Source organism: Pseudomonas sp. NPDC089534 (assembly GCF_044749305.1).
GTDB classification, from domain to species: domain Bacteria; phylum Pseudomonadota; class Gammaproteobacteria; order Pseudomonadales; family Pseudomonadaceae; genus Aquipseudomonas; species Aquipseudomonas ekonensis.
Genome location: NZ_JBIVHR010000007.1, coordinates 77,827 through 104,321 on the forward strand (window position 1 = coordinate 77,827; position 26,495 = coordinate 104,321).

16 protein-coding genes are annotated in these 26,495 nt (G+C 67.3%); 2 read left to right on the forward strand and 14 right to left on the reverse strand.

The window, feature by feature from the left end; translation table 11 throughout:
- Positions 1 to 113: 113 nt before the first annotated feature.
- The gene (gene treS, locus ACIP0B_RS03635; RefSeq protein WP_400829857.1) at positions 114 to 3,461 is read left to right on the forward strand and encodes a maltose alpha-D-glucosyltransferase; all 3,348 of its coding nucleotides are present in this window, start codon (positions 114 to 116) and stop codon (positions 3,459 to 3,461) included.
- Positions 3,458 to 5,689, forward strand: a complete 2,232-nt coding sequence (glgB, locus tag ACIP0B_RS03640; protein ID WP_400829859.1) for a 1,4-alpha-glucan branching protein GlgB — start codon at positions 3,458 to 3,460, stop codon at positions 5,687 to 5,689. The genes treS and glgB overlap by 4 nt, the downstream gene beginning before the upstream one ends.
- Positions 5,690 to 5,852: 163 nt before the next feature.
- On the opposite strand, the gene ACIP0B_RS03645 is transcribed toward glgB, so the two are convergent.
- From ACIP0B_RS03645 to ACIP0B_RS03710, 14 genes are all read right to left on the reverse strand, one after another.
- A complete protein-coding gene (locus ACIP0B_RS03645; RefSeq protein WP_400829861.1) occupies positions 5,853 to 6,923 on the reverse strand; it encodes an autotransporter domain-containing protein in 1,071 nt (356 codons plus the stop codon).
- Between the two features lie 322 nt (positions 6,924 to 7,245).
- The gene (locus ACIP0B_RS03650) at positions 7,246 to 9,840 is read right to left on the reverse strand and encodes an autotransporter outer membrane beta-barrel domain-containing protein (RefSeq protein WP_400829863.1); all 2,595 of its coding nucleotides are present in this window, start codon (positions 9,838 to 9,840) and stop codon (positions 7,246 to 7,248) included.
- A gap of 121 nt (positions 9,841 to 9,961) precedes the next feature.
- Positions 9,962 to 10,759 carry an endonuclease/exonuclease/phosphatase family protein gene (locus ACIP0B_RS03655; protein WP_400829864.1) on the reverse strand — a complete coding sequence of 266 codons (798 nt, stop codon included), beginning with the start codon at positions 10,757 to 10,759 and terminating at the stop codon, positions 9,962 to 9,964.
- A gap of 94 nt (positions 10,760 to 10,853) precedes the next feature.
- The gene (locus ACIP0B_RS03660) at positions 10,854 to 11,612 is read right to left on the reverse strand and encodes a PIG-L deacetylase family protein (RefSeq protein ID WP_400829866.1); all 759 of its coding nucleotides are present in this window, start codon (positions 11,610 to 11,612) and stop codon (positions 10,854 to 10,856) included.
- 235 nt (positions 11,613 to 11,847) lie between these two features.
- The gene (gene glgX, locus ACIP0B_RS03665) at positions 11,848 to 14,007 is read right to left on the reverse strand and encodes a glycogen debranching protein GlgX (RefSeq protein WP_400829868.1); all 2,160 of its coding nucleotides are present in this window, start codon (positions 14,005 to 14,007) and stop codon (positions 11,848 to 11,850) included.
- Between the two features lie 163 nt (positions 14,008 to 14,170).
- On the reverse strand, positions 14,171 to 14,455 hold the full coding sequence (locus tag ACIP0B_RS03670) for a DUF2934 domain-containing protein (RefSeq protein WP_400829870.1): 285 nt from the start codon (positions 14,453 to 14,455) through the stop codon (positions 14,171 to 14,173).
- Positions 14,456 to 14,484: 29 nt separating this feature from the next.
- Positions 14,485 to 17,274: a malto-oligosyltrehalose synthase gene (locus tag ACIP0B_RS03675; RefSeq protein WP_400829872.1), complete on the reverse strand. Its 2,790-nt coding sequence runs from the start codon at positions 17,272 to 17,274 to the stop codon at positions 14,485 to 14,487.
- The gene (gene malQ / locus ACIP0B_RS03680) at positions 17,271 to 19,349 is read right to left on the reverse strand and encodes a 4-alpha-glucanotransferase (RefSeq protein ID WP_400829874.1); all 2,079 of its coding nucleotides are present in this window, start codon (positions 19,347 to 19,349) and stop codon (positions 17,271 to 17,273) included. The genes ACIP0B_RS03675 and malQ overlap by 4 nt, the downstream gene beginning before the upstream one ends.
- Positions 19,346 to 21,142 (reverse strand): malto-oligosyltrehalose trehalohydrolase, encoded by a 1,797-nt coding sequence (gene treZ, locus ACIP0B_RS03685; RefSeq protein ID WP_400829875.1) that lies wholly within the window; start codon positions 21,140 to 21,142, stop codon positions 19,346 to 19,348. The genes malQ and treZ overlap by 4 nt, the downstream gene beginning before the upstream one ends.
- Before the next feature lie 18 nt (positions 21,143 to 21,160).
- A complete protein-coding gene (gene glgA, locus ACIP0B_RS03690; protein ID WP_400829877.1) occupies positions 21,161 to 22,747 on the reverse strand; it encodes a glycogen synthase GlgA in 1,587 nt (528 codons plus the stop codon).
- Positions 22,748 to 23,302: 555 nt separating this feature from the next.
- The gene (locus ACIP0B_RS03695) at positions 23,303 to 24,256 is read right to left on the reverse strand and encodes a D-2-hydroxyacid dehydrogenase family protein (RefSeq protein WP_400829878.1); all 954 of its coding nucleotides are present in this window, start codon (positions 24,254 to 24,256) and stop codon (positions 23,303 to 23,305) included.
- 13 nt (positions 24,257 to 24,269) lie between these two features.
- Positions 24,270 to 25,295, reverse strand: a complete 1,026-nt coding sequence (locus ACIP0B_RS03700) for an alpha/beta fold hydrolase (protein ID WP_400829880.1) — start codon at positions 25,293 to 25,295, stop codon at positions 24,270 to 24,272.
- Between the two features lie 86 nt (positions 25,296 to 25,381).
- Positions 25,382 to 25,816: a YqaA family protein gene (locus tag ACIP0B_RS03705; RefSeq protein WP_400829882.1), complete on the reverse strand. Its 435-nt coding sequence runs from the start codon at positions 25,814 to 25,816 to the stop codon at positions 25,382 to 25,384.
- The gene (locus tag ACIP0B_RS03710) at positions 25,816 to 26,262 is read right to left on the reverse strand and encodes a DUF411 domain-containing protein (RefSeq protein ID WP_400829884.1); all 447 of its coding nucleotides are present in this window, start codon (positions 26,260 to 26,262) and stop codon (positions 25,816 to 25,818) included. The genes ACIP0B_RS03705 and ACIP0B_RS03710 overlap by 1 nt, the downstream gene beginning before the upstream one ends.
- Positions 26,263 to 26,495 lie beyond the last annotated feature (233 nt).

The following is a 26,495-nucleotide window of genomic DNA, read 5'->3' on the forward strand; positions in this document are numbered from 1 at the left end:
CAGGCATCACGCCGCCGGATCTGCGACGGCTGCGCAGTCGAGCGGGAGCGAGCTCCCTCGCCACGGGGACATGTCAGCCCGGGCGGCCTCAGTGAATTGGACAGGAGTTTCACATGGCGAAGAAAACCAGGTCAGCCACCTTCATCAAGGACCCGCTCTGGTACAAGGACGCGGTGATCTATCAGGTTCACGTCAAATCCTACTTCGACTCCAACAACGACGGGATCGGCGATTTTCCCGGCCTGATCGCCAAGCTCGACTACATCGCCGAACTGGGCGTCAACACCATCTGGCTGTTGCCGTTCTACCCCTCGCCACGGCGCGACGACGGCTACGACATCGCCGAGTACCGGGGCGTGCACAGCGACTACGGCACCATGGCCGACGCCCGGCGCTTCATCGCCGAGGCGCACAAGCGCGGCTTGCGGGTGATCTCGGAGCTGGTCATCAACCACACCTCGGACCAGCATCCCTGGTTTCAGCGTGCGCGCCGGGCCAAGCGCGGGTCGGCGGCCCGGGACTTCTACGTGTGGTCGGATGACGACCAGAAGTACGACGGCACCCGGATCATTTTCCTCGACACCGAAAAGTCCAACTGGACCTGGGATCCGGTGGCCGGCCAGTATTTCTGGCACCGCTTCTATTCCCACCAGCCGGACCTGAACTTCGACAACCCGCAAGTGATGAAAGCCGTGCTGGCGGTGATGCGCCACTGGCTGGACATGGGCATCGACGGCCTGCGCCTGGACGCCATCCCGTACCTGATCGAGCGCGACGGCACCCACAACGAGAACCTGCCGGAAACCCATGACGTGCTCAAGGTGATCCGGGCGGAGATCGACGCCAACTACCCCGACCGCATGCTCCTGGCCGAGGCCAACCAGTGGCCGGAAGATACCCAGCTGTACTTCGGCGACACCGACGCCCAGGGCCTCAACGGCGACGAATGCCACATGGCGTTCCACTTCCCGCTGATGCCGCGCATGTACATGGCCCTGGCCCAGGAGGATCGCTTCCCGATCACCGACATCCTGCGCCAGACCCCGGAGATTCCGGCCAACTGCCAATGGGCGATCTTCCTGCGCAACCACGATGAGCTGACCCTGGAAATGGTCACCGACAAGGAGCGCGACTACCTGTGGAACCACTACGCCGCCGACCGCCGGGCGCGGATCAACCTCGGCATCCGTCGCCGGCTGGCGCCGCTGATGGAGCGCGACCGCCGGCGCATCGAGCTGCTCAACAGCCTGCTGCTGTCGATGCCGGGCACGCCGACCCTGTACTACGGCGATGAGATCGGCATGGGCGACAACATCTACCTGGGCGACCGCGACGGCGTGCGCACGCCGATGCAGTGGTCGGTGGACCGCAACGGCGGATTCTCCCGCGCCGATCCGGCCAGTCTGGTGCTGCCGCCGATCATGGATCCGCTGTACGGCTATCAGTCGGTCAACGTCGAGACCCAGGCCGGCGACCCGCACTCGCTGCTCAACTGGACGCGGCGCCTGCTGGCGGTGCGCAAGCAGTCCAAGGCGTTCGGCCGCGGCAGCCTGAAAATGCTTTCGCCGACCAACCGCCGCGTGCTGGCCTACACCCGCGAATACACCGGCGCCGACGGCAAGCACGAAATCATCCTGTGCGTGGCCAACGTCTCGCGCAGCGCCCAGGCGGTGGAGCTGGACCTCTCGGCCTACGTCGGCATGGTGCCGGTGGAGATGCTCGGCGGTAATGCGTTCCCGCCCATCGGCCAGTTGAGCTTCCTGCTCACCCTGGCGCCCTACGGCTTCTACTGGTTCGGCCTGGCGGCGGAGAACCAGATGCCGAGCTGGCACGTGGAGCCGGCCCAGAGCCTGCCGGACTTCACCACGCTGGTGCTGAAAAAGCGCATGGAAGAGTTGCTCGAAGCGCCGGTCCGCACCACGCTGGAGCAGGGCATCCTGCCGGACTGGCTGCAGAACCGCCGCTGGTTCGCCGGCAAGGACGCCGCCATCGAGCGGGTCGAACTGGCGTACGGGGTGCGCTTCGGCGACGCCCGGCACCCGGTGCTGCTCAGCGAGATCGAAGTGACCGCCGCAGGCCAGGTCAGCCGCTATCAGTTGCCGTTCGGCTTCATCGCCGAGGATCAGGTCGGCCCGGCGTTGCCGCAGCAACTGGCGTTGGCCCGGGTGCGCCGGGGGCGTCAGGTCGGACTGATCACCGACGCCTTCAGCCTGGAGGCGTTCATCCGTTCGGTGCTGCAGGGCCTGCGTTCCGGCACGGTGCTGGAATGCGACGCCGGCGAGATCCGTTTCGAGGCCACGCCGCACCTGGCGGCCCTGGGCCTGGGGGAAGAGCCCGAGGTGCGTTACCTGTCCGCCGAGCAGTCCAACAGTTCGGTGGTGATCGGCAACGCCCTGGTGCTCAAACTGATCCGCAAGGTTGCGTCGGGCGTGCACCCGGAACTGGAGATGAGCGCCTACCTGACGGCGGCGGGGTTCGCCAACATTTCACCGCTGCTGGGCTCCGTGGTCCGTCGCGGCGCCCAGGGCGAAGACAGCCTGCTGATGATCGCCCAAGGCTACTTGAGCAACCAGGGCGATGCCTGGGAATGGACGCAGAACAACCTGGAGCGGGCGCTGCGCGATGAGCTGGCCGCCGTCCGCTCCGAGCAGGAACAGCACTACAACGCGCTGGGCGAGCTGAAGGATTTCGCCGCTATGCTCGGTCAGCGCCTGGGCGAAATGCACCGGGTGCTGGCCGCCCCGAGCGACAACCCGGATTTCGCGCCGCAGGTGTTTTCCGCCAAGGATGCCCAGGCCTGCGGCAAGGACGTCGCGGCCCAGGTCGAACATGCGCTCACATTGCTCAAGACGCATCAGGGCGAGCTCGGCGAGGCGGACCGGGCGCTCGTCACGCGCCTGCTGGACAACCGCAAAGCCATCCTCGGCCACGTCCAGGCCCTGGCGAAACAGTCTGCCGGCGGCCTGCGCATCCGCGTCCACGGCGACCTGCATCTTGGCCAGGTGCTGGTGATCAAGGGCGACGCCTACCTGATCGACTTCGAGGGCGAACCGGCGCGGCCGCTGGCCGAGCGGCGGGGCAAGCACAGCCCGTACAAGGATGTCGGCGGCGTGTTGCGTTCCTTCGGTTACGCCGCCGCCATGGCCCTCAATGTGCATGCCGTCGACAGCAGCCCCGAGGCCGACGCGGCGCGCCGGCGGGTGGCCGAGCGTTACCTGGGCGAATCCAGCGAGGCATTTGTCCGGGCGTATCGCCGGGCGGCAGCTAGTCTTGATCATGCCTGGCAAGATCCTGAAGGTGCCGACGCCGCACTGGCGTTGTTCGGCCTGGAGAAAGCGGCCTACGAAGTGGCCTATGAAGCCGAAAACCGCCCCGCCTGGCTGGCCGTGCCGTTGCGCGGTCTGCACGGGCTGCTGAGGGGGCTCAAACCCTTTTCCGGTCTTGATGGAGAGCAGTCATGAGTGTCTCGAACAGGGAACAGGGTCACGTCAAACACGGCGCGTTGCCGCGCGCCAAGGACATCGAAGCCTTGGTGCGCGCGGAGCACCACGATCCGTTCGCCGTCCTCGGCCCCCACGGCGACGGCGCCGGGGGGCAGTTCATCCGGGCGTACCTGCCGGGCGCGTTGAGCGTCTCGGTGCTGGACCGGGACAGCGGCGAGGCGCGCGGCCCGCTGGAGGCCACGGCGACACCGGGGCTGTTCGTCGGCCATTTCGACCAGGCGCGGCCGTATCTGCTGCGCACCCAGTGGGCCGGCGGCGAACAGGTGGCGGAGGATCCCTACAGCTTCGGCCAGTTGCTCGGCGAGATGGATTTGTACCTGTTCGCCGAAGGCAATCACCGTGATCTGAGCGCTTGCCTCGGTGCGCAACTGAAGACGGTCGACGGCGTCGACGGCGTGCGTTTCGCGGTGTGGGCGCCGAATGCCCGGCGGGTGTCGGTGGTCGGCGACTTCAACGTCTGGGACGGGCGTCGCCACCCGATGCGCCTGCGTCATCCGTCGGGGGTGTGGGAGCTGTTCGTCCCGCGCCTGCAGGCCGGCGACCTGTACAAATACGAGATCCTCGGGCCCCACGGCATCCTGCCGCTCAAGGCCGATCCGATGGCGCTGGCCACCAGCCTGCCGCCGGACACCGCGTCGAAAGTCGCCACGCCGCTGCGCATCGATTGGCAGGACGGTGACTGGATGAGCGGCCGGGTCGAGCGGCAGCGGCACTCGGCGCCCTTGGCGATCTACGAGCTGCACGCCGGTTCCTGGCAGTGCGAGCTGGACGACCTGGGCGAAGTCGCCCGGCAATACACCTGGCCGGAACTGGCCGAGCGGCTGATTCCCTACGTCAAGGACCTGGGGTTCACCCACATCGAACTGATGCCGATCATGGAGCATCCGTTCGGCGGTTCCTGGGGCTATCAGCTGCTGTCGCAGTTCGCGCCGAGCGCCCGCTACGGCACGCCGGACGAGTTCGCCGCGTTCGTCAACGCCTGCCACCTGGCGGGGCTGGGGGTGATCCTCGACTGGGTGCCGGCGCATTTCCCCACCGACACCCATGGCCTGGCCCAGTTCGACGGCACGGCGCTGTACGAGTACGGCAACCCGCTGGAAGGGTTCCACCAGGACTGGGACACGCTGATCTACAACCTCGGCCGCACCGAAGTGCACGGCTATATGCTGGCGTCGGCGCTGCACTGGCTCAAGCATTTCCATGTGGACGGGCTGCGGGTCGACGCGGTGGCGTCGATGCTCTACCGCGACTATTCGCGCAAGGCCGGCGAATGGGTGCCCAACCGTCACGGCGGGCGGGAGAACCTGGAGGCCATCGACTTCCTGCGCCATCTCAACGATGTGGTGGCGCTGGAGGCGCCGGGTGCGCTGGTGATCGCCGAGGAGTCCACGGCCTGGCCCGGCGTCAGCCAGGACACCCAGCAGGGCGGCCTCGGGTTCGCCTACAAGTGGAACATGGGCTGGATGCACGATTCGCTGCACTACATCCAGCAGGATCCGGTGTACCGCGCCCATCATCACAACGAACTGAGCTTCGGCCTGGTGTACGCCTGGTCCGAGCGTTTCATCCTGCCGATCTCCCACGACGAGGTGGTGCACGGCAAGCATTCGCTGATCGACAAGATGCCCGGCGACCGCTGGCAGAAGTTCGCCAACCTGCGGGCGTACCTGAGCTTCATGTGGGCCCATCCCGGCAAGAAACTGTTGTTCATGGGCTGCGAGTTCGGCCAGTGGCGCGAGTGGAACCACGACCAGCAGCTGGACTGGTACCTGCTGCAGTATTCCGAGCACCAGGGCGTGCAGAAACTGGTCGCCGACCTTAACCGGCTGTACCGCGAAGAGCCGGCGCTGCACGAACAGGACGACGTGCCCCAAGGGTTCCAATGGCTGATCGGCGACGACGCGATCAACAGCGTCTACGCCTGGCTGCGCTGGAGCCGCGAGGGCACGCCGCTGCTGGTGGTGGCCAACTTCACCCCGGTGCCGCGCCAGTCCTACCGGGTCGGCGTGCCGTTCACCGGGCGCTGGAACGAGTTGCTCAACAGCGATTCCGACACCTATGCCGGCTCCAACTACGGCAACGGCGGCGGGGCGTTCGCCGAAGAGGTGCCGAGCCATGGGCAGGCGCTGTCGCTGGAACTGAACCTGCCGCCGCTGGCGGTGCTGATCCTCAAGCCGGAAGGTTGAACCGCCATCGCCAGCAGGGCTGGCTCCCACAGGTTTTTATGGTGTGCATAACTCCTGCGAGCAGCCGGGAACCCCTGTGGGAGCCAGCCCAGCTGGCGATGAGGCCAGTGAGAGCGCCACGGGGCCGAGGCAGGGCGGTTGATCCCACAGGTTGCGCCGGTGTTCACCAGCGCATCCGCACCCCCAGGCTGCCGATCAGTCCATTGAGGTCGTTGTCGTCCACGTCGCTGCTGTAGTCGGCGCTGACGTACAGGCTGACCGTCGGCGTCACGCGGGCCACCAGGCCCAGCCCCAGTTCCACCGTCGATGACTTGCGGCTGCTGCTGATCTTGTCCACCTGGTCCAGCGTCACGGTGTTGCCGGTGTACACCGTGTGCCACAGGTTGGTGCGCACATAGGGTTCGACCGGCAGGCCGTTGAGGTCGTAGCTGCCTTTCAAGCGGGCGCCGACCCGGCCGCTCCACGCCGAAATGTCGCTGGACGATGCATTGCCCGATCCCGCATACGGCGTGTCGAGGGTGATGCGCTGATTGATCAATTGCGCCTGCGGTTCGACCACCCAGTTGTCGCTCAGGCCGATGGGGAATCCGCCCTCGACCGAGAACGTCAGCGCGCTGCCTTCGGTGGCCAGGCGCGCACCTTGCTCGTTGCGGCTGAAGCCGCTGACCCGGCCGCCGCTGGCCGACAGGTCGACGTGCCAGCCCTGGGCCCCGGTCAGGCTGTAGTAGGCGCCCAGGCTTTGGCCTTGCAGGTTGAGGGTGTCGCTGGTCGGGTCGGCGAGGGCGCGGTTGGTGATCAGCCCGCCGCTGTTGCCCTGGATCTGGTTGACGCCGCTGATCAGGCCGATCCGTTGGATGCCGCCGTTGTCGCTTTTCACCGTCAGCATTGCCGGGCCCTTGAAGTCGCCGCTGCCGGGCATCGCAAAGCCCGGTGTGAGGACGTCCATCTGCGCCTGGCGCGAACTGGCGCCGTACAGGCGGTCCCAGGCGCCGGGGGCGAGGTCTTCGGTGATCAAGTGTTCGCCCTGGCGGTCGGGGCGGGGGCTCAGGCGTTGCGCCTCTGGGGTGACGACGGTCGCGGGCAAGGTCATGACCGGTACGTCCTGGCGATACCACGGCGTGGTCTCGTCCTCCGCAGGACCGGCCTGCGCCTCCATGGACGAGCACAGCAAGATGGAGCTTGAAACGGTGCAGAAGGTGATTTTGATCTCATGTGGGGTGAGTGAGGTTTTCATGGAGGTCAACCTTGCTATCGCATGCGGTATCTCGCCTTGGCGTCTCTCCTACCCCGAATGAGGGGCGACCGAATGGAGCGGGGCGAACCGTGGCCGCCCGTTTTCGCGAGTGTCCCGAGGTCCGCCCCGGGTAGTGATTCCGGGGGTAGTAAGGTAGAGATAAGAAGACCTGCGCCAGTGCGTCAAGAAATTGGACGATGAGCGGTAGCCTCAAAACAGACGGCCCAAGCAGTTGTTTAAATGGATTTATCTAAGTTCTTGTTTGTGCGACGGATCGCTCCGCGAGCACCCGGATAGAGGCGTCCGGACAGCCGACAACCGGTCACCAATCGATGCGCAGACCCAGGTTGGCGCTCATTTCGCGGCTGTCGTTGCTGTCAATATTGCGGCTGTAGTCGGTGCTGGCATACACGGCCACCGACGGGGCCAGCGACACCGTCACGCCGAGCCCCAACTGCGCGGTGGAGGCCGCCTGCCGGGTGTCGATCCGGTCGGCATGGTCGAACGTCACGCTGTCGGTGCCGGCGAACGTGCGCCAGAGGTTGGCGCGCACATAGGGTTGCACCGGATGCCCCGAGACGGTGCCGTGGCCCTTGAGCCGCACGCCGAGGCGTCCGGTCCAGGAGTCGTCGGCGTGGAACGTGACCCGCGCGACACCGTCGTCCTGGCTGTCGAGGCTGATGTTCTGGTGGATCACCTGCACCTGCGGTTCGACCGTCCAGCCACCGGTCAGCGCCACCGGATAGCCCGATTCCGCCGAGAGGGTCAGGCCGTGGCCGCGGTTGTCCAGTTTCAGGCCCCGGTCGGAGCGGCTGTCGCCCGTGAAGCGGGTGCCCATGGCGACGGTGTCGAGATACCAGCCGAGCGGGTCGATCAATGTCCAGTAAAGGCCGGCGCTGTCGCCCTCGAGCCGGACCTTTCCGGCGGGTTTGCCTTGGATGCCCTGGTTGAATCCGTCGACATCGCCCCGCAAGCGGGTGTGGCCGATGAAGAACCCGAGGCGGTGGGTACGACCCTCGGCTGAGATTGTATCGACGAGGTCATGGCCGACCTGGAAACCGGCAAGCGAGCCGTCGAGACGCGGGCCGACGGTGCCGGCCCAGGTGCGGTCGACCTGGTTGCCGTAGGCCCTGGCCCATCCGGCGCCGAGGGTGGCGGGTTGACCGCTGAGGCGTTGATCGCCTTGGCGCTCGTGATAGGTGCCCAGCGCATTGAGGGTCAGCAGGGCGGCGGCAGGGGGCAGCGCCGACCAGGTCGGCACTTCCGGGCGATAGAGTGCAATCGGCGCTGCGCCGGGGACGGCGACCGGCAAAGGCGCAGGCGTGGACACGGCGGGGGCGCCGGGGGAAACCGCTGTCGCCGTGACCGGTGCCGCGACCGGCACAGGCACCACGGGCACCGACAGCGGCGGCAGCGCCGGATCGGGATTGGGCACGCTGACGACCTGGGGCGCGACGACGGCCGAGCGCAAGTACCAATTGTTTTCCGTCCCGGCGGTGACGCCGCCCTTGAACAGGAAGTAATCGTAGGCGCCGGCGGACACCGGGCCGCGCAGGGAAAACGCCGTGTTGTCACTGGTGGCGGTGCCCAGGGCCTGCACCAGCTCGATGCCGTTTTCCCGGGTCAGTGCGCCTGCGCCCTGGACGTTGGTCACCGAGATGACCGTCGTGCCGGTCAGGCCGCCGTTGTTCACCACCAGTCGGTCGCTGGGCGAGCTGTCACCGGCGACCAGGCTTTGCAGCCGCAGTTGACCGCCGTTGCCGGCATAGTTGCCCTGAATCGTCAGGGTGTCGTCGGTGCGGGTGTTGTCGCGGGTCAGGTCGATGGCGCCGGCATTGTTGACGGTCACCGCCCGCCCGGCGATGGCGGGGGCGACTTCGCCCTGTGCGGCGCTCAGCACGCTGCTGGCGTCGATGTTCAGCGCACCGCTGCCGCTTTGCGGGTCGCCCAGCACCAGTCGGGCGGCCGCCAGATCCAGCTGCGTGCCGTTGCTGAGGTTGACCGTTTCCCAATTGACGATGCGCTGGGCGAGGGCGGTCCGGGTGTTGTCGTAGGTCAGCGTGTCTTGGCCGGGGCCGCCGTCGATGCGCGGCGTCTGGCCGAGGAGGCTGTCGTCGAGGTTGCGCAATGTCGCGCTGTCGTTGTTGTCGCCCATCAGCACCGCGGAGCGGATGATCCCGCCACCGTCCCACAGGAAGCGGTCGTTGCCGAAGCTGGTGCGGATTTCGCCGACGATCTCGCCGCCGCTGACCGTCACGCTGTCGTTGCCGCCGCTGACGCTGAGGTTGCCGCCGATGCGGCCGCCGGACACGATGATCGTGTCGGTGCCGAACCCGGTCACCAGATTGCCCAGGATCTGGCCGCCGGAGAGGTCGAAGACGTTGTCGTCCAGTTTCATGTCGACCCGGCCGATGGTGCCGCCGCTCATGCGGGCGGAGTCCCCGTCCTCGAATGCGCCGGTGATCGTGCCGCCGGTCATCGTGAACTGGTCGTACCCGTCGCCCTGGGCCAGCGAACCGATGGTGCCGCCGTTCATGATGAACGTGTCCACGCCGCTGTGCTGGTGCACCTCGCCGGTGATCCGTCCGCCGTCGATCTGCAGCACATTGGCGCCGTCGCCCATGTCGAGGTTGCCCTGAATCGTCCCGGACTGCATGAGCACCCGGTCGGCGCCGCCGCCGAAGGTGACGTTGCCGGGCACGCTGCCGTTGCCGCCTGTGGGGAACGTCAGGCTGTTGTTGCCGGAAAGGTCGGTGAGCGGGCCGCTGCCGGGGCTGTCGCAGACGTAGCGGTCGTCTCCCGCTGTCGGGGTGAAGGTGCAGAGGGCGAGGGCGTCCTGCGGGACGAAGGCGGCGAGCCACAGCGACAGGGCCAGCGTTCCGATGGCGCGTGATGCAGAAAAGCCGGGAGATTTCATGCCGTATCCCCGCACATTGGCGCCGGCGAGCAGCGCAATGCTTGCACCCTAACAAGGCTTTTTTGAGGTGCCTACTGTCAGATCTGACAGGTGTGCGGAGGTGGACAGGCTTAGCGGGGCCTCAGATGCGCACCTCCACCGCCAGCGGCAAATGGTCCGAGAGGTGCGTCCACGGCTTGTTGCCCAGGATCTGCGGGTCATGGCTGCTGGCGTTGCGCAGGTAGACGCGGTCCAGGCGCAGCAGCGGGAAGCGGGCGGGGTAGGTCTTGGCCGGCCGGCCATGGTGGCGTTCGAAAGCTTCGTGCAGGTAGTCGCGCCGTCCCAGGGCGACGTTGCCCTGAAGCTGCCAGTCGTTGAAGTCGCCGGCGATGATCACCGGCGCGTCATCGGGCAGGGACTCAAGCAGTTGGCACAGCAGCTGCAGCTGCAGTTGGCGATGGCTTTCCAGCAGGCTCAGGTGCACGCAGATCGCGTGCACCGCCGAGTGCCCCGGCACATCCAGCACGCAGTGCAGCAGGCCGCGCCGTTCGGGGCCGGTGATCGAGACGTCGAGGTTGCGGTACTCGCGGATCGGGTACTTGGACAGCAGGGCGTTGCCGTGGTGGCCATCGGGGTAGACCGCGTTGCGCCCGTAGGCGAAGTCGCTCCACATGCTGTCGGCCAGGAACTCGTACTGCGAGGTCGGCGGCCATTCGTTGTAGCGGCTGGAGTGGCGTTCGTGTTCGCCGACCACCTCTTGCAGGAACACCAGGTCCGCCGAGGTGCTGCGCACCGCCTCGCGCAGTTCCGGGAGGATGAAACGGCGGTTCAGCGCGGTGAACCCTTTGTGGGTATTGACCGTCAGCACCCGCAGCCGATGGATGGCCGGCGGGCTTGAATGCTGTGCGTTGCGGCTGTGACGCTCGGGATCGCTGGACACGTTCGCTCCTCTGAATCATGGCTGCCTGTGCATGCGACTGGTCGCAGCCCAGGCAGTTCATTTTGCCTGTGCACGCCTTCGCGCGGGAGGCGCATCAGACGAAGACGATTTCGTAGGGCAGGCGCATGCGCTCCAGGATCACCTTGGGCAGCAGCGGCTCCAGGCCGAGCGCCGGCTCGCCGTTGAGCTGGCTGGCATAGGCGTGGGTGGCGTGGCTCTTGCGCGCCACGGTCCAGGTGTCCAGCCGCAGCTTGCGCGCCCGTTGCCAGGGGATCAGCGAATGGTCGCGATCGGGCCAGTGCCAGGCCCAGACCGGCACGTCATGGTAAGTGGCGCCGGCCTTGTAGGCGGCTTTGGCGCTGGCCCGTCCCACCGCTTCATGGTCGGCGTTGCCGTCCTCGCACCAGGTGCTGAACACCACGTCGCCGGGGCGCAGGTAGCGGGTGATGAAATCGGTCAGCTGGGATTCGTGCTCGGCCAGGGCGTTGTCGGTGAAGCCGCCGCGCACCCATTTGAGGCTGTGCATCGGCAGGCCGAGACGGCGCAGGGCCTCGACGCTTTCCTGGGGACGGAACACGCTCAGGCGCTTTTCCGACCATTGGCGCGAGCCGGGGTGGCTGGCGCTGCCGTCGGTGACCGAGAGCAGTTGCAGGGGATGGCCGAGGCCGCACAGCAGTTGCAGCAGGCCGCCGCAGGTCACCACTTCATCGCCCGGATGCGGGGCGATCACCACGGCGCGGGCGCCGGGGGGCACGAGGCTTTGGGTGTTGATGACGGGGATGTGGTCGAGTTGCGACGCACTGTTCCAGATCTGCGAAGGCAGCCTCTGGTCACTCAGGGATAACGGTTTCATGGGTGCTACGTCCTTGTTATGCCTTGCCCGCGGCCGTGTGCGGCGCTTCAGCGCCGGGCGCCATCGGCCCGCTGGGGCAGTGGATTGCCGTGCGGCGCTCCGAACCCTGGATTGCCGCGATGCAGAGTATTGCTCAAGAAGCGCGGTTCGTCGCGCTGTGGATCAATCTGATCCGCTTTTTTTTGCCGCCGCTGTGTCGGGCATCGCAGTTGCGCCCGAAAAACCGGGCCTGCGCTCATTCATCCTCTTCACGTTGCAGCTCGAACAGCAGCAGCGAACGGCCGGTGACCGAATAGCGATGACCGAACGCGAACCGCTCCTGGCCGCGGACCGTCGGTTGGTGGGTATCGATCATGCAGGTCCAGAAACTGCCTTCAGGCACTTCCGGCAACGTGAAGTCGACGATGTCGTGGTGGGCGTTGACCACCAGCAGCAGCGTCGCGTCGCCCCCCTTGCGGCGGATCCCGGTTTCCTGGGCGCGGCCGTCGAGCAGCATGCCCAGGCAGCGGTTGTGCGCGTCATGCCAGTGTTCGGTGGTCATTTCGCTGGCGTCCGGGGCCAGCCAGGTCACGTCCTTGACCCCGATGTCCTCGTTGTAGTTGCCCACCAGGAAGCGTCCCCGGCGCAGGATCGGATAGGCCAGGCGCAGTTTGATCAGGCGCTTGACGAACTTGAGCAGGGCCTTGCCGTCCTCGCTCAGGTCCCAGTTGACCCAGCCGATCTCGCTGTCCTGGCAGTAGGCGTTGTTGTTGCCGTCCTGGGTGCGGGCGAACTCGTCGCCGGCCACCAGCATCGGCGTGCCCTGGGCCAGCAGCAGGGTGGCGAAGAAGTTGCGCATCTGGCGGTGGCGCAGGGCGTTGATTTCGGGGTCGTCGGTGGGCCCTTCGACGCCGTGGTTCCAGGACAGGTTGTGGTTGCTGCCGTCCTGGTTGTTCTCGTCGTTGGCCTCGTTGTGCTTGTCGTTGTAGGACACCAGGTCGTTGAGGGTGAAGCCGTCGTGGGCGGTGACGAAGTTCACCGACGCGTAGGGCCTGCGCCCGCGCTGGTTGAACATTTCGCCGGAGGCGGTCATGCGGCTGGCGAAGTCGGCGAGCTGGCCTTCATCGCCTTTCCAGAAGGCGCGCACGGTGTCGCGGAAGCGGTCGTTCCACTCGACCCAGCCCGGCGGGAAGTTGCCGACCTGATAGCCGCCGGGGCCGCAGTCCCAGGGTTCGGCGATCAGCTTCACTTCGCTGAGCAGCGGATCCTGGCGGCAGGCCACGAGGAAACTGTGGCGCTCGTCGAAGCCGTCGTGATAGCGGCCCAGGATGGTCGCCAGGTCGAAGCGGAAGCCGTCCACGTGCATCTCGCCGGCCCAGTAGCGCAGCGAATCGGTGACCATCTGCAGCACGCACGGGTGGCTCAGGTCCAGGGTGTTGCCGGTGCCGGAATCGTTGATGTAGAAGCGCTTGTCGTCGGGCATCAGCCGGTAGTACGAGGCGTTGTCGATCCCGCGCATCGACAGGGTCGGGCCCTGTTCGTTGCCCTCGGCGGTGTGGTTGTAGACCACGTCGAGGATCACCTCCAGCCGGGCTTCGTGCAGGTGCGCCACCATCTCCTTGAACTCGGCGATCTTGCCGCTGGCCAGGTAGCGCGGATCCGGGGCGAAGAAGGCGAGGCTGTTGTAGCCCCAGTAATTGGTCATGCCCTTGTGCAGCAGGTGCTGGTCGTTGACGAAGGCATGGATCGGCAACAGCTCCACCGACGACACGCCGAGCTTGCGGATGTGGTCGAGCACGTCATCGACCATCAGCCCGGCGAAGGTGCCCCGCACGTTCTCCGGCACCGAGGGGTGGCGCATGCTGAAGCCGCGCACGTGGGCCTCGTAAATGATGGTCTTGTCCCACGGCACGTTGACGCGCTGGTCGTGGCCCCAGGTGTGGGCCGGGTCGATGACCTTGCACTTGGGCACGAAGGGGGCGCTGTCGCGTTCGTCGAAGCTGAGGTCGGCGTCCGGGTGGCCGATGGTGTAGCCGAACAGCGCTTCGGACCATTTCAGCTGGCCGATCAGTTGTTTGGCGTAGGGGTCGATCAGCAGTTTGTTGGGGTTGAAGCGGTGGCCGTTGGCCGGGTCGTAAGGGCCGTGGACGCGGTAGCCGTAGATCAGCCCCGGATGGGCGTCGGGCAGGTAGCCGTGGAAGATCTCGTCGGTGTACTCCGGCAGTTCGATGCGTTCGAGCTCGACTTCGCCTGCGTCATCGAACAGGCACAGCTCGACTTTGGTGGCATTGGCGGAGAACAGCGCGAAGTTCACGCCCAGGCCGTCCCAGGTGGCGCCGAGCGGGAACGGCCGGCCTTCACGGATGCGGGTGGGCTCGGTGTGCGGTGCGGGCTCGGTCTGCTTGGGATGGGTCATACCAATGCTCCTGCGAAACGGGAAGGTGCGGTCCGGTCACCGTCTTCCCTGTGGGGGCGAGCCTGCTCGCGATGGCGTCGTGTCAGGCGACATCGGCGTTGGATGACCGTCGGCAATCGCGGGCAAGCCTGCTCCCACAGTGATCGGGGTGGAGATCGAAGTGTCAGGCCACCGGCGGCTTGCGCGGGGCCCGGGGCCTTTTCTCGGTGGCCTTTTCGCCCGGCGGGAGCACTTTGGCGGCGCCGGCCGGTTTGGCCTTGGCCGGGGCCTTGGGTTTGGCCGCGGCGGTTTTGGCGGCGGCCTTCGGCGGTTTCTTCGGCGCCAGCGCCTCGGCCTCCGCCAGCTTGCACGCCATCTCCCAGTGGCGCGTCTCCTGGCCTTCAGGTTTGCCCTCGGACTCCCAGATCTGATAGGCGAATTCGCGGATGCGTTTATCGTCGTTACTCATCGCAATGCTCCTGAACTGAACTCATGCTCTTAGAAGAGTTGGATAAACAGATTGACCGAGAGGTCCCCCAGCGCGGCGCTGACGCTCAGCTCCCTGTTTTTTGTGACTGCGGTGCCGGAAAAAAGTCCCTTCAGGTTTGCGTCCCCGGCGGCGAACGGCAGAACCACCCGCGTATCGCCCCAATGCAGCGCATCCACCTGAGGCACGGCACCGTTTTCCAGCAAGGTCGCGCAACGGACCGGCACCACGATGATGGCCCGCTGTCCCTCGTGTTCGCGGGCGAACGCGAGCACGTTGTGCGCCCGGCTGCCCAGCACCTCCAGGGCCTGGTACGAACCCCGGCGGAACAGTTCGCCGTGCTCGGCGCGCCGTTGCAGCACCTGGCCGATCAAGGCCTGCTTGATGCGCCCGTCGCGCCAGTGCGGCAGAAGCTGCGACAGCGGCGCACCGGCCCGCAACGCCTGATCCCGCACCGCGTAGTCCACCGGCCGGCGGTTGTCCGGATCGACCAGGCTGAAGTCCCAGAACTCGTTGCCCTGGTACAGGTCCGGCACCCCCGGCACGGTCATGCGCAGCAAGGTTTGCGCCAGGCCGTTCAGGGCGCCGGCGGCGGCGATGCCGTTGACCGACTTGGCCAGCGCCGCCCGCAGCAGTCCGCCCTCGGGCGCCAGCAGCAGGCGTTCGGTGAAGGTGCGCACGGCGTTTTCGTAAGGCTCGTTCGGCGCGCTCCAGCTGCTTTGCAGCTTGGCCTCGCGCAGGGCCTTGCGTTGCCACTGGACGATGCGCCCGGCGTACTCGGCCATGGACGCTTGGTCGTCGGGGTCGAGCTGCAATGGCCAACTGCCGAGCAGCGCCTGGTAGAGGATCAGTTCGTCGCCGGACGACGGCGCTTGATCTTCGTCGCGCAACGGTCGGGCGAGGGCGCGCCACAGCTCCACCTGTTCGGCGTACCACGGGCCGCGCTCGCTGACCGCCGCCAGGCGCGCACGGGTGTCTTCGCCGCGTTTGTGGTCGTGGGTGGCGGTGGTCAGCAGGTTGTCGGGAAAGCTCGCCAGGCGCTGTGCGTTCGCGGCGTGGAACTCGCCGAGCGGGGCGCTGAAGCGTTCGGTGTCGTAGCCCACGTCATTGCGCGACAGCAGCACCGCCGAACGGTACAGGGCGGTATCTTCCACGGCCTTGGCGGCGGTCGGGGACGTCAGTTGCTGAAAGCGCACGCAGGCATGGCGCAGGATCTTGCGCGAGCGTCCCCGCGGCCTGCTTCGCCATGGGGCGCCGCCGAGCCAGCGGGCCACGCAGTCGAGCACCGGCCAGTCGCCTTCGCCCAAGGCCTGGCGTGCGCCCTCCATGGCCTGGGCGAAAAACACCTCGTCCCTGGCCGAACGCCCCATCGGGCCGACGTAGGTGCGGTAGACCGGGAAGTGCACGATCAGCGCCTGCAGCGTCCGGCGGATCGCGCCCAAGGTGAGGTCGCGGGTCATCAGGTCGTCCCGCGCCACCTGCAGCAGGGCCTGGGCGACGCTTTCGAAATCGCTGGCCAGCGAGCCGTTGAGGATCTGTTGCCGCGCCAGCCGGGCCTCTTCGGCAAACGCAGCGGGCCGCTCCGTGCGGCGTTGCCACAGGTCGCCCAGCGCGGCTTCGCCGGCCGGATCGTGCTGCAGCAGCGACAGCTGATTCATGAACTCGTAACCGGTGGTGCCGTCCACCGCCCAGTCGGCGGGCAGGGCCTCGCCGGGGCCGAGGATCTTTTCGACGTAGATCGGCAGGTGACGCCCCGGCGCCAATCGGTCCAGCCGACGCCTCAGCTTGCGGCAGTAGCTGCGCGGGTCGGCCAGGCCGTCGATGTGATCGATGCGCAACCCGTCGACCAGGCCCTCGGCGATCAGGCGAAAGATCGTGCCGTGGGTGGCCTCGAACACCGCCGGGCGCTCGACCCGCAGGCCGCCCAGCTCATTGACGTCGAAGAAGCGCCGCCAGTTGATGTCGTCGGCGGCGGTGCGCCAACTCGCCAGCCGGTAGCTCTGGCGCTCCAGCAAACGGTGCAGGCGTTCGAAGCCGACGTCGGTCTTGGAGTCGTGCAGCGCCAGGTTGCGTTCGATGGCTTGGCGGATCGGCCCGTCGTTCGCCAGTGCCAGGAGTTCTTGCTTGAGCGGGATCGACAGGGAACGGGCGTCGCTCTGGTAACGGAGCGACTCGAAGCGATCCGCCAGCGCCTTGAGCCGGATCCGGCGCTCCTCGTCCAGCGATTCGTCGGGCTTGAGCAATTCGCCGTAGTCGCTGGGGCAGACCGGGAAGCGGTGTTCGTAGTGTTCGACGTGGAAGCCGCCGGCCGAGGCGTCGAACACCAGCGGCAGGGTGGCGTCCTGCAAGGCGACGCCGTAGTCGCTGCCCAGGAACGGCAGCAGCAGTTGGCCTTCCATCAACGGGTCGGGGGAATGCCACTGGATGTCGAAGAACTCGCCGTAGGGACTCAGCCGGCCCCATTCCAGCAGGTCGAGCCACCAGGGGTTGTCGGCGCCGCCCACGGCCATGTGGTTGGAGACCACGTCGAGGATCAGGCCCATGCCGTGTTCGCGCAGGGCCGCCACCAGGCTGCGCAGGGCCGTTTCGCCGCCGAGCTCCGGGTTGAGCCGGGTCGGATCGACCACGTCGTAGCCGTGCAGGGAACCGGCCCGGGCGGTGAGCAGCGGCGAGGCGTACACATGGCTGATGCCCAGCCGCGCAAAGTACGGCACCAGCGGTATGGCCTGCCCGAGGGTGAATCCTTTGTGGAACTGCAGCCGCAACGTGGCGCGCAGCGGCCGGGCCGGCGGCGCGCTCATCGGTCACGCTCGGCGGCCTGGAGGCGGGCGCAGGCGAGCAGCTCCAGGCGCCGTGCCGCGTCGGCGCCGTCGAGCAACGCTTCGCTGGTGCCCGGCAAACGCCGCGACCAGTTCGGGTGGGTGTCGATCGTGCCGGGCAGGTTGGCCTGCTCGTCCAGGCCGAGGGCGTCCTCCAGCGGCAGCAGCACCAGCGGCGCCCGGGTGTGGCCGAGGAAGCGGACGCTGGCGTCCACCACCTGGTCGGCTTCGTGGGACTCTTCGCGAAAGTTCTGCGGATCCTGGCTCAGGGCGCCGCGCAGGCCTTCGCGCTCGCGCTCGCGGTGGCGGCGCCAGTCGATTTCGCCGTTGGCGTCGATCAGCCCCAGGCGCGCGTTCCAGTCGATGTCGCGGCCGTGCCACCAGCCGTTGAGCGTCGGCAGGTCGTGGGTGCTGGTGGTGGCCAGCGCGTTGTCCGGCCAGTCGAGGATCGGCTTGAACCGGGTGTTGTCCTGCTCGAACAGCAGCACGCGCATGCCGAGCATGGCCCTGGCGCTGAGCTTCTCCCGCAGGCCGTCCGGCACGGTGCCGAGGTCCTCGCCCAGCACGATGGCCTGGTGGCGGTGGGATTCGAGGGCCAGCAGGCGCAGCAGGTCGTCCACGGGGTAGTACAGATAGGCGCCGTCCGCCGGCGCCGAGCCGTTCGGGATCACCCAAAGACGTTGCAGGCCCATGACATGGTCGATGCGCAGGCCTCCGGCGTGGGCGAAATTGGCGCGGAGCATTTCGATGAACGCACGAAAGCCGTTGCGCACCAGGCCTTCGGGGGAAAACGCGGAGATGCCCCAGCCCTGGCCGCTGCGATTGAGGATGTCCGGCGGCGCACCGACCGTCAGCGAGGCCAGCAACTCGTCCTGAAAGCTCCAGGCCTGGCTGCCCGCGCCGTCGGCGCCCACCGCCAGGTCGGCGATCAGCCCGACGCCCATGCCGGCGCTGCGGGCGGCGGTTTGCGCACGCTCCAGGCAGCGGTGGATCAGCCATTGGCAGAAGGCGAAGTAGCCGATGCGGTCGGCATGCGCCTCGGCGAACGCACCCAGCGCCGCGCCCTGCGGGTCATGCCACTGCGGCGGCCACTGACGCCAGTCGAGGCTTTCGCCGCGCTCGGCGCGCATGGCCTGAATGGCCTCGAACCGGCAGTGGTTCTCCAGCGCCTCGCCGCCGGCGTGGCGGAAGCTGGCGAAGTCCGGGTGCAGCGGGTGCTGGCCGGCGATGAATCCGTCGTACAGGGCCTGCAGCAAGGCTTGCTTGGCGTCGGCGGCGGCGGGCCAGTCGATCAGCTTCAGGTCCTCCAGTTGCCTGAAGCGGTCGGCCAGGCCGCAGGCATCGATGGCGTCGCGCAGGGCCCGTTCGCCCAGGATCGTCCCCGGCGCGGCATACAGGGCATTGAGGAACAGACGGCTGGAAGGCGAATAGGGGCTGTACCGCCCGGTGTCGGCGCTGAACATCGCGTGCAGCGGACTGATCGCCAGCGCGTCGGCGCCGCGTTCACCGGCGACCCGGGCCAGATCCTCCAGGGCCTGGGTGTCGCCGAAACCGCCGTCGCCGGGCCGGCGCAGGCCGTACAGCTGCACGCTCAGGCCCCAGGCGCGGGGAACCGGCTGGTCCACCGCGTCGGCGACGCCGTAGCAGCGCGGCGGCGCCACGGCCAGGGTGAACCGCTGACCGGCGATGTGCACCTGCTGGTAACCCACCGGCACCAGGCCCGGCAGCCGTGCCTGGGCGTCGAGCCTCAAGGACAGGCGTGCGCCGTCCTCAAGATGGATTTCGCAGGGCGTATCGGCTTCGAAGTAACGGGCCAGGTCCAGGGGGGCGTCGACATCGACGGTCAGCAGCGGCGGCAAACGGTGATCCTGCTGACGCTGCTGCAGTTCCAGCAGGCTGGCGTCGATTTCCTGGGCGGTGCCGGCCGGGTGCCCGAGGCCGGTGAGCACCGCGCGCAGCACCGCCGGAGCGACCTTCTGCGGACGGCCGTTGGCGTCGATCCAGTCCACCGCGAGGCCTGCCCGGCTGGCGAGGATTTCCAGTTGCGCGTCACTCATGGGCGCTCTCCGTCAAAAGGGGGCAAAGGGATTGCGGCCGTGAGGCTGACGAGCGCGCAGCAGGGGGGCAGCAGGCCTGCTTGCGGCCACTCGTCGGCCGCCGGAAACAGCCGTTGGGCGTCGGGCCATGGAGGGTTGACCTGCGGCGAATCGCCGAGGTTCAGGTCGATTCGCAGTTCGCTGCCGTCGTCCAGCCGCCAGCGTGCGCTGACGGCGCCGGGGCCGAGCACCTGGGCCCCCAGCGCCTGGGTGCCGGGCAGGTGCGGGATGATGTGCCGGTGGCGCAGTTGCAGCAGTTGCCGGTACAGGGCCAGCGTGGCCTGTTGGCGCGAGGCGTCGGCGCTCGCCGGGCGCGGCTGCGAGGCGTGGAAGGTGCGTTCGGCGTTGGGGTCGGGAATCCGTTCGCGCTGGTGCGGGTCGGCGAAGGCGCTGAAGGCCGCGAACTCGTTGCGCCGGCCTTCGCGCACCTGCTTGGCCAGTTCGCCGTGATGGCTGGTGAAGAACAGGAACGGCTGCTCGGCGGCGTACTCGTCGCCCATGAACGTCAACGGAATCATCGGCGAGAGCAGGAGCAGCGCCGTGGCCGCCCGCAAGGCCCGGGGATCGGCCAACCGGTGCAGGCGTTCGCCGAAGGCGCGGTTGCCGATCTGGTCGTGGTTCTGCAGGAACAGCACGAACGCGGTCGAGGGCAGGTGCTCGCTGGGTTCGCCGCGCGGCGTGCCGTGGCGGGTGATGTCGCCCTGGAACACGAAGCCCTGGCTCAGGCAGCGGGCCAGCTGTTCGGTCGGGTGTTCGGCATAGTCGGCGTAGTAGGCCTCGGTCTCGCCGGTCAGCAGCACGTGCAGGGCGTTGTGGCCGTCGTCGTTCCATTGGGCGTCGTAGGCGTCCTCCAGCAGGCTGGCCTGGTTGCGTTCGTTTTCCAGGGTCAGCCAGACATGCCGGGCCGGGTCGATCTGCCGGCGCACGCGCCGGGCCAGCTCCTGCAGGAAATCCGGATCCTCGATGGCGTGCACCGCGTCCAGGCGCAGGCCGTCGAAACGGTATTCGAGCAGCCACATCAGCGCGTTTTCGATGAAGAAGTCCCGCACTTCACGACGGCGGAAGTCGATGGCCGGGCCCCAGGGCGTGTGCCGGTCCTTGCGGAAAAAATCCTTGGCGTAGCGGTGCAGGTAGTTGCCGTCGGGGCCGAAGTGGTTGTAGACCACGTCGAGGATCACCGCCAGGCCATGGCCGTGGGCGCTGTCGATCAGGTGCTTGAGCTGTTCCGGGGTGCCGTAGGACGCCTGCGGCGCATAGGGCAGCACGCCGTCGTAACCCCAGTTGCGCTCGCCGGGAAACTGCGCGACCGGCATCAGTTCGATGGCGGTGAAGCCCAGCCCCGCCAGGCGTTGCAGGTGCTGTTCGACCTCGGCGAAACCGCCCAGGGCGCCGACATGCAGTTCGTGGATCACCGCCTCGTTCCAGGGGCGGCCATGCCAGGTCGTGTGGCGCCAGGCATAGGCCAGGGGATCGACCACCACGCTGGGCCGGTCGAGGTCGCCGTCCTGCGCCCTGGAGGCCGGATCCGGCACCTCCAGTTCGCCGTCGATGCTGAAGCGGTAGCGGGTGCCGGCCGGACAGCGGGTCTTGATCACGAACCAGCCGTCGGCCTGGGGCAGCATCGGCAGGGACCGACCGCCGTCCAGTTCGACGCTGACGTAGAACGCATCCGGCGCCCACAGGGCGAACTGCGTGTGCCCGGCCTCCAGCAGGGTCGCGCCGTGGGGCCATGATTCAAGGGACCGTGACGGCATCGCTGACAACCTCCCTGGTCACTTGTGGTTCGCTTTGCCCAGTGCCTTGGCCACCAATTGTTCATAGAGTTCGGCGTAGGGCTCGACGGCCTTGCACCAGTTGAACGGTGCGGCCATCGCCCGGCAGCGCATGGCGTTGAGCAGGCCGGGGTAGGCGAACACCTTGAAGGCGCGGCTCAAGGCCTCGCGGTAGCTCTCGGCCGTGGACTCGTTGAACAGGAAACCGGTGACGCCGTTCTCGATGGTGTCGGCCAGGCCGCCGGTATTGCGCGCCACCGGCAGCGAGCCGAAGCGCTGGGCGTACATCTGGCTCAGGCCGCACGGCTCGTAGCGCGAGGGCATCAGCAGGAAATCGCTGCCGGCGAACATCCGCCGGGCGTCGGTCTCGTTGAAGCCGATGCGCACGCCGATCCGCCCCGGAAAACGCAGGGCCAGTTCGCGCATGGCCTGTTCCTCTTCCGGCTCGCCACGGCCGATGATCGCGATCTGGCCGCCGTTGCGCACGATGTACTCCGACACCGCCTCGGTCAGGTCCAGGCCTTTCTGGTAGACCAGCCGCGAGACCACGGCGAACAGCGGGCCATCGGAATCGTCCAGGCCGAACAGTTCGCGCACGTGGTCGGCGTTGGTCGCCTTGCCGTCCCAGTCGCCGATGGCGAACGGCGCGAACAGGTGCGGGTCGGTCGCCGCGTCCCAGCTCTCGTCGATGCCGTTGGGGATGCCGCTGAGCAGGCCTTGCTGGGTCTTGGCGGCGAGAAAGCCGTCCAGGCCGCAGCCGAAGTCCGGCGTGGTGATCTCCTGCGCGTAGGTGGCGCTGACCGTGGTGATGTGGCTCGAATAGGCCATGCCGGCCTTGAGGAACGACATCTTGCCGTAGAACTCCATGCCTTCCTGCTGCAGGGCGTGGGCGGGAATGCCCAGTTCCGGGCAGGAGCCCAGGCTGGTCACGCCCTGGTAGGCCAGGTTGTGGATGGTGAACAGGGTCGGGGTGCGCTGCCCGCGCCAGTGCATGTAGGCGGGGGCCAGGCCGGCGGGCCAGTCATGGGCGTGCACCAGGTCCGGGCACCAGTGGATCTGCGCCAGGTTGGCGGCGATGTCGGCGGCTGCCAGCCCCAGGCGGGCGAAGCGGATGTGGTTGTCCGGCCAGTCGCGGCCGTTGTTGGCGCCGTAGGGCGAACCCTCGCGGGCATAGAGTTCGGGGCAGATCAGCACATAGATGACCAGGCCGTCGGGCATGTCCATGCGCCCGATCTTGCACGGCGGCAGCGCGGCATGGCCGCCCAGTTCGCCGATGACGTGGATCGGGTTTTCGCTGTTCATCACTTGCGGGTAGCCGGGGATCAGCACCCGGACATCGTGCAGGTGCGCCATGGCCCGGGGCAGGGCGGCGGAGACGTCGCCCAGGCCGCCGGTCTTGACCAGGTCGGCGATCTCCGAGGTGACGAACAGCACCTTCTTGCGGTTGGGGTTCTGGCCGGTCGCCGGCGTCAGCGGACGGGGTGCCGGGGCGTTGATCGACCGGCTGCCGGAAACGGTCATGGCGTTCGCATCGCCGAGGGACGAATGGGCACGCTCTCCCTGAATATCCAATGCCGCTCTGATCATATGAATCTCCCGTGTCTTTGAACTGATTCTTGTCTTGAACAAGCGATGTCCATGGCCGGATCCTGTGGCCGGGCGCAAACGCGCCACGCATCGGAGAGCACACGCTACCCAACACGCGCAAGCAGAATGGGTGAAGAGGCCATTGCAAGAGTCGAACCAGCCGCCTTGGCCCTGTCTTTCTGATGACTCGCCGCGATCAGCAAAAGTTTCTATTGTTTTTCCACTTTGTGACCGGCCGGTCGTGTGCCGCGAAAATCAGTCTAGGCCAGATCCTAGAGCGGGCCATGACAAACGGATGAATTGTTTGACAATCCGTTTCCGGGCCTTGGAAACCGTGGGTTGCGGGGCGAGGCGCACCGACGAAGTGCAGGTTTTGCGGCGGGCTTGGCCCCATGTTGGTGACCGGTCAGTCACGATTTCGGGCGCGGGGAAGGGGCAGGTGCACTGTTGCGGTGCGGACAGTGCTGTTGGCGGGGAGACAGTCAGGCAACATTGCGGGCAGGCTCGCGGCTACAGCATTCAACTGTAGAGGCGAGCCCGCCCGCGAGGGCGGAGTCAGTTGAGCAAACGCAGCGGTTCTCCGGCGGCCCAGGCCTGAATGTCTTCGATCATCTGCAAAAAGAACAGGCTGTAGTTCTGCCGGCTGACATAACCGACATGAGGCGTGGCCAGCACGTTGTCCAGCGTGCGGAACGGGTGCAGCGCCGGCAGCGGCTCCTGGTCGAACACATCCAGCGCGGCCCCGGCGATCTGCCGCATCTGCAATGCCCTGATCAGCGCCGCTTCGTCGACGATCGGCCCCCGCGCTGTGTTCACCAGCAGTGCGGTCGGTTTCATCCAGCCCAGCGCCTGGGCATCCACCAGGCCACGGCTGCGCTCGCCGAGCACCAGGTGCACCGACAGCACGTCGGCCTGTTCGAACAGTGCCTGTTTGCCGACATGGGTGACGCCGGCCTGCGCCGCGCGTTCGGCCGTGAGGTTCTCGCTCCAGGCGATCACGCGCATGCCGAACACCTGACCGAACTGCGCCACCCGCTGACCGATGGCGCCCAAGCCCAGGATGCCCAGGGTCTTGCCGTGCAGGTCGCCGCCCAAACCCTGCTGCCATTGGCCTGCGCGCAGGGCGTTGGCTTCGTTGACCAGGTTGCGGGTGGCGGCCATGACCAGCGCCCAGGTCAGCTCCGGCGCCGCGTGCCTGTAGCTGTCGGTGCCGCAGACCTTGATCCCCAGCCGGGCGGCGGCCGGCATGTCCAGCGCGGCGTTGCGCATGCCGCCGGTGACCAGCAGCTTGAGGTTCGGCAGGCGCCCGAGCAGGTCTTCGTCGAAGCGGGTGCGTTCGCGCATCACGCAGATCACTTCGAAGCGGGCCAGGCGTGCGGCCAGGGTGGCGTTGTCCGCCGGGTAGTCGTGGATGAACGTCACTTCGCCGAGACGGTCCAGCACCGACCAGTCGACCACGTCGCGGGCCACGTCCTGCCAATCATCGAGCACTGCAATCTGTACCGCCATCAGCCTTACCTCTTCAACGAACGGGAGGGGTGTTGTCCAGCCAGCCCAGCAGCGCCTTGTGGAACTGCGCGGGTTCTTCCATCTGCGGCGCGTGGCCGAGGCCCGGGAACTCCACCAGCGTGGACTGCGGGATCAGCCGGGCGACCTGTTTGCCGAGCTCGTCGTAACGGCCGATCCTGGCCTTCACCGGCGGCGGGGCGATGTCCTTGCCGATGGCGGTGGTGTCCGACGTGCCGATCAGCAGCAGGGTCGGCATCTTCAGGTCCTTGAACTCGTAGTAGACGGGCTGGGTGAAGATCATGTCGTAGATCAGCGCCGAGTTCCAGGCGACCTGAGCCTTGCCAGGGCCGTTGCTCAGGCCGGCGAGCATGTCCACCCAACGGTCGAATTCGGGTTTCCAGCGACCGCCGTAGTAGGTGGTGCGCTCGTAGTCGCGGATGCCTTGGGCGGTGACGTTCAGTTCACGCTGATACCACTGGTCCACGGTGCGGTAGGGGACGCCGAGGGCTTTCCAGTCCTCCAGGCCGATCGGGTTGACCAGCGCCAGGCGCTCGACCTGATCGGGGTACTGCAGGGCGTAGCGGGTGGCGAGCATGCCGCCGGTGGAGTGGCCGAGCAGCGTGGCTTTCTGCACGCCCAGCGCCTTGAGCAGTTGCTGGGTGTTGGCCGCCAGTTGCTGGAACGTGTACTGGTAGTGAGCGGGTTTGCTGGAGGTGCAGAAGCCGATCTGGTCCGGTGCGATCACCCGGTAGCCGGCGTCGCTCAAGGCCTTGAGCGAGCTGTCCCAGGTGGCGCCGCAAAAGTTCTTGCCGTGCATCAGCACCACGGTGCGCCCGTTGGCCTTGCCGTGGGCGGCGACATCCATGTAGCCCATTTGCAGGGATTGCCCCTGGGACTCGAAGGCGAAGTGCTTGAGCGCGTAAGGGTATTCGAAGCCTTGCAGCTCGGGGCCGTATTGCGGGCCTTCGGCCAGGGCGGTCAGCGGCAGGGAAGCGGTCAGGAGCAGGCCGGGCAGCCAGCGGCGCAGCGGGACGGGCATGGGGTGGACTCCGGTTGAAATCGGCCGATGCTGTAACGGCCGGATTAGGGCGACGTTAAACACAGGCACTGTCCGCTTGCGGACGTTCAACCGGTCCAACCCAGTGTGAGCAGTGCCAGCACCCCGTAGCGGGCACCTTTGGCGACAGTGACGATGGCCAGGAAGCGGGCGAGCGGCTCGCGCATGACGCCGGCGACCAGCGTCAGCGGATCGCCGATCACCGGCACCCAACTGAGCAGCAGCGACCAGTGCCCGTAACGCCGGTAGTGGGCACGGGCGCGCTCCATGTGCCGCGGGCTGACCGGGAACCAGCGCCGCCCCTGGAACCGTTCAAGCCTGCGTCCCAGCCACCAGTTCACCAGCGAACCGAGGACATTGCCCACCGTCGCCGCCGCCAGCAGGCCCCAGAGCCAGTAACGGTCGCTGGCCAGCAGGCCGACCAAGGCCGCTTCAGATTGCAGGGGCAGCAGGGTCGCCGCGCCGAACGCGGCCATGAACAGCCCGACGTACGCGGTGGCCATCAGTGGGCCGGGTAGTCCGCCACCACCACGTCAGTGCCGTCCTTTTTCAGGCCGATGACCTGATAGGCGTCGCTCATGCCGTCCATCTCCATGCCCGGCGAGCCCATCGGCATGCCCGGCGCGGCCACGCCGAGCAGGTCGTCGCGCTGGCTCAGGGCCCGCACCTGATCGGCCGGCACGTGGCCTTCGACGAACTTGCCGTTGAGGATCGCCGTGTGGCAGGAGGCCAGGCGCGGCGGCACGCCGTGCTGTTGCTTGAAGGCGCTCATGTCGGACTCGACATGGTCCTCGACCTTGAAGCCGTTGGCCTCCAAATGGCTGACCCATTTCTTGCAGCAGCCGCAGTTGGCGTCGCGGTGGACTTCGATCGGAATGAGGTCGGCGGCCTGGGCCAGGGAAGAGAAGAGCAGGACGCCCAGGGCGGTCAGACGCAGGTGGTTTCGCATGGCAGGTTCTCGACTCGGGTGACGGCCAGAAAAGGAACGCATTCTGACCGGTTTTTCCCGCTCGGCATCAACGGAGTGTTTCCAATTAATACAAAAAGGGCTGGCAGCTCTGTGGCGAGGGAGCTTGCTCCCGCTGGGGGCGCAGCGCCCCAAAAGAGGGTCTGCTCCGCAGCCCAGCGGGAGCAAGCTCCCTCGCCACAACAGCCACAACAGCCACAACAGCCACAACAGCC